General features: G+C 55.7%; 3 protein-coding genes and 1 pseudogene. 1 reads left to right on the top strand and 3 read right to left on the bottom strand.

Annotation, left to right across the window (positions count from 1 at the left end; genetic code table 11):
* The 3 genes and pseudogenes from PSCS_RS10105 to PSCS_RS10115 all read right to left on the bottom strand — a co-directional run.
* A partial coding sequence (locus tag PSCS_RS10105) for an ISL3 family transposase (RefSeq protein WP_068811995.1) occupies positions 1 to 1268 on the bottom strand: 1268 nt, incomplete at its 3' end.
* Positions 1269 to 1289: 21 nt separating this feature from the next.
* A pseudogene (gene lspA / locus PSCS_RS10110) lies at positions 1290 to 1806 on the bottom strand (signal peptidase II).
* A 3-nt stretch (positions 1807 to 1809) separates the two neighbouring features.
* Positions 1810 to 2706, bottom strand: coding sequence for a cation transporter (locus PSCS_RS10115; RefSeq protein WP_068810633.1), 897 nt, complete (start codon positions 2704 to 2706; stop codon positions 1810 to 1812).
* Between the two features lie 95 nt (positions 2707 to 2801).
* Here PSCS_RS10115 and PSCS_RS10120 point away from each other — a divergent pair.
* Positions 2802 to 2879 (top strand): MerR family DNA-binding transcriptional regulator (locus PSCS_RS10120; RefSeq protein WP_157885690.1); only part of this gene is annotated, 78 nt, incomplete at its 3' end.

Genomic DNA, 2879 nt, shown 5'->3' on the forward strand with positions numbered 1-2879 from the left:
CCGTAGTTGAGTTCCTCTGCGAAGTCCGGCAGTCCGTAACCGATGGTTTTCTTGTAGAACGGAGAGACCTTCGCAGTCGGGGCCTTCTTCTTGTGCTTCGTGGTGTAGAGCATTCGTGCCCGCATCACCTCAAAGGAATAACCACGCCCTTCACGGTTCTTGTCCTTGGCCAATCGGTTGATGGACTCCGTGTAAGCGTTGGTGACGGGAATATCCGTCTCGAAGTAGATCATGATCTCTTCGCGCCAGTTACACACCGCCCTGACCAGATCGCTCCAGACTTCCTTCTGGCCCTTCGGGATGGTGGCTATCCATTCGTCCAGGGCGGCTTCTGCCTGGGGCCGTGTGGTAGCATTCCAGATGCCGTAGAAGCGCTCCTTGTGCTCGTAGGCGGCCAGCAGTTGCGGGAATGCGCCTGTCCAGGTCTCCATGATGAGGCGCTCCCGGTCTGAGACTTCGTGAGCGCGTTTCAGCAGGATTTTCCGGTCTCCCTTAAGGGTTCGGCTCTGTGAGGGCTTCAGCTCCTTTCTGAGGCCCTTGCGCACCTTCTCCAGCGCATCGTTGGCCATACGCACCACATGGAACTTATCGACCACGATGCGGGCCTGTGGCAGCACCGCCTTGACCGCTGCCCGGTAGGGGTTCCACATGTCCATGCTGACGATCTCGACCTTCTGCCGGTCTTTCAGCTTCATCAGGTAGTTGGTCACCACGTCCTGGCGGCGGGTGGCCAGCAGGTCGAGCAGGGTTCGCTCCTCAATGTTGGTCAGAATGCAGCGGTAGCGCTTGTTCAGGTATAGCTCGTCAATGCCCAGGATGCGGGGCGTCTCGAAGCGGTGCCAGCGCCCCAGGAACTCGGCGCGGGCGTTGAAGATGTCGCGCACCGTCTTCTCGTCCAGGCCGGTCTGTGCCGCCACAAAGGTGTAGGGGTGGTTGAAGGATTCCTTCTCCACGTACTCATGCAGCCGCAGTGTCATACGGAATCCGTCCACCATCTCCGGTAGCTGGGGCCTGAATGTTGTCTTGCAGGCCCGGCAGGTGTATCGGCGGCGGACCACCCAGAGAGTGACCCGCTTGCCGTGGATGGGCAGATCACGATAGGGAACGTCACGCTTGCCGAACCGTACGAACTCACCCTGCACGCCGCATTCCTCGCAGGCGATGGGATCGGGCACGTCCACCTGGAAGTGCATTTCGTCGCCGGCTGATTTGCAGCCCTGTACTTGGTATTGCGGCAGGTGCAGGATGTTGTCGGGAAGTTCGGTCATGGTCTTATATAAGCATAGGTGTCAGTCAGATCCATCCGGCTCGGCATTGGTGTTTGTTTTTTTACCCAACAAGCTGCCGGAACTAAAAGTAAGACACCGAGGACAATTGCAATATCAGCCAGGTTGAAGACCGGCCAATGCCGTTCTCGCAAATAGAAATCAAAGGAATCCACAACATAATCACGAAAGACTCGGTCAATCAGGTTGCCCATGGCGCCACCGAGGATAGGACTGTAAGCGATAGCTTCTCCTTTATGATGATTTTCAAGGATCACCTTGATCAGAAAAATCGAGACCATCACCGCGATTCCGATAAAAAGTTGCGTTGCCAGCCTCCACCATTCGCAAAAAGACTGAATGCGCCACCGGTGTTACATAGGTGCACCAAGTTAAAGAGCGGGGTCACCGAAATATAAATATACTCGCCATAGGCCCTTGATTGCTGCATCAGCCACTTTTCAGCCTGATCAGACGCTGCCCGCAGGCCCGATATGGACAATAAGGCATACGGCGAGAGCTTTCTGCCAATAATGAGCATTATTTAATCTTTCAACGCCAGAATGCGTCTGGCGCCGTTAAGTACAATGACTCCCGCGATGGTGCCGATAATCAGATCCGGATAATTGGAGCCGGTCCACGCGACCAGGGCGCCGGCGGTGATGACCCCCAGGTTGATCACCACGTCGTTGGCCGAGAATATCCAGCTTGCCTTCATGTGCGCCCCGCCTTCCCGATGTTTGGATATGAGCAGCAGACAACTGGTATTGGCAATCAATGCGACGAATGCGATAGCCATCATCACCAGCGATTCAGGCTCACTACCGAATACAAAGCGTCTCACCACCTCTACGAGCACGCCCACAGCCAAGATCAGTTGCAGTACACCAGCAAGATGCGCGGCACGTACCTGCATTTTCACGCTATGTCCAACCGCATAAAGGGCAAGCCCGTACACCGCCGCATCGGCAAAATTGTCCAGGGATTCTCCAATCAGGCCGGTGGACTGGGCGATCAGACCGGCAGTCATTTCCACCACGAACAGAAGTGCATTGATGCCGAGCAACCAGCGCAGGGTCCCGGATTCTTGCTTAGCAGAAGCTGCCGAAAACTCGGCGGCCTTGATGGTCTCCGGATTTGCAGCGACGGTTTCCTGAAGCGAGGCGCCTAGCCCCAAGGTCTTCAGTTTCGAGGTGACGGGCTCGACCTCGCCGTCATGCACGACCTTCAGCCGGCGGTTCGACAAGTCGAAGGACAGCGCCCGAATCTCCTCAAAGCCGTTCAGGGCTAGGCGAATCATTCGTTCTTCTGATGGACAGTCCATCTTCGGCACGGCATAAACACTGACCCATCTCCCTGGCGCCTCGGAGGAGGCCTGTATATCGGTATCCGCTGCGGACGTTGCATCACCGCCACAGGCGCCACCACAGGATTTGCTCATGATACGACTCCACTTGAACAATGTTGTGGTACCATTTAAAACTATAAAGCTACTATAAGGTCAATAGAGTAAAGAATCCGTTGGGGAGGAGGCTGATGCGCATTGGTCAGTTGGCGCAGTTGGTAGGGGTCGAAACACAGACGATCCGCTTCTATGAACAGCAGGGCTTGTTG

Source organism: Pseudohongiella nitratireducens (assembly GCF_001642735.1).
Taxonomy (GTDB): Bacteria; Pseudomonadota; Gammaproteobacteria; order Pseudomonadales; family Pseudohongiellaceae; genus Pseudohongiella; species Pseudohongiella nitratireducens.

Excerpts from the sequence above, each read along its gene's own strand:
- PSCS_RS10115 (WP_068810633.1), bottom strand. The coding sequence starts at position 2,706 with ATGAGCAAATCCTGTGGTGGCGCCTGTGGCGGTGATGCAACGTCCGCA.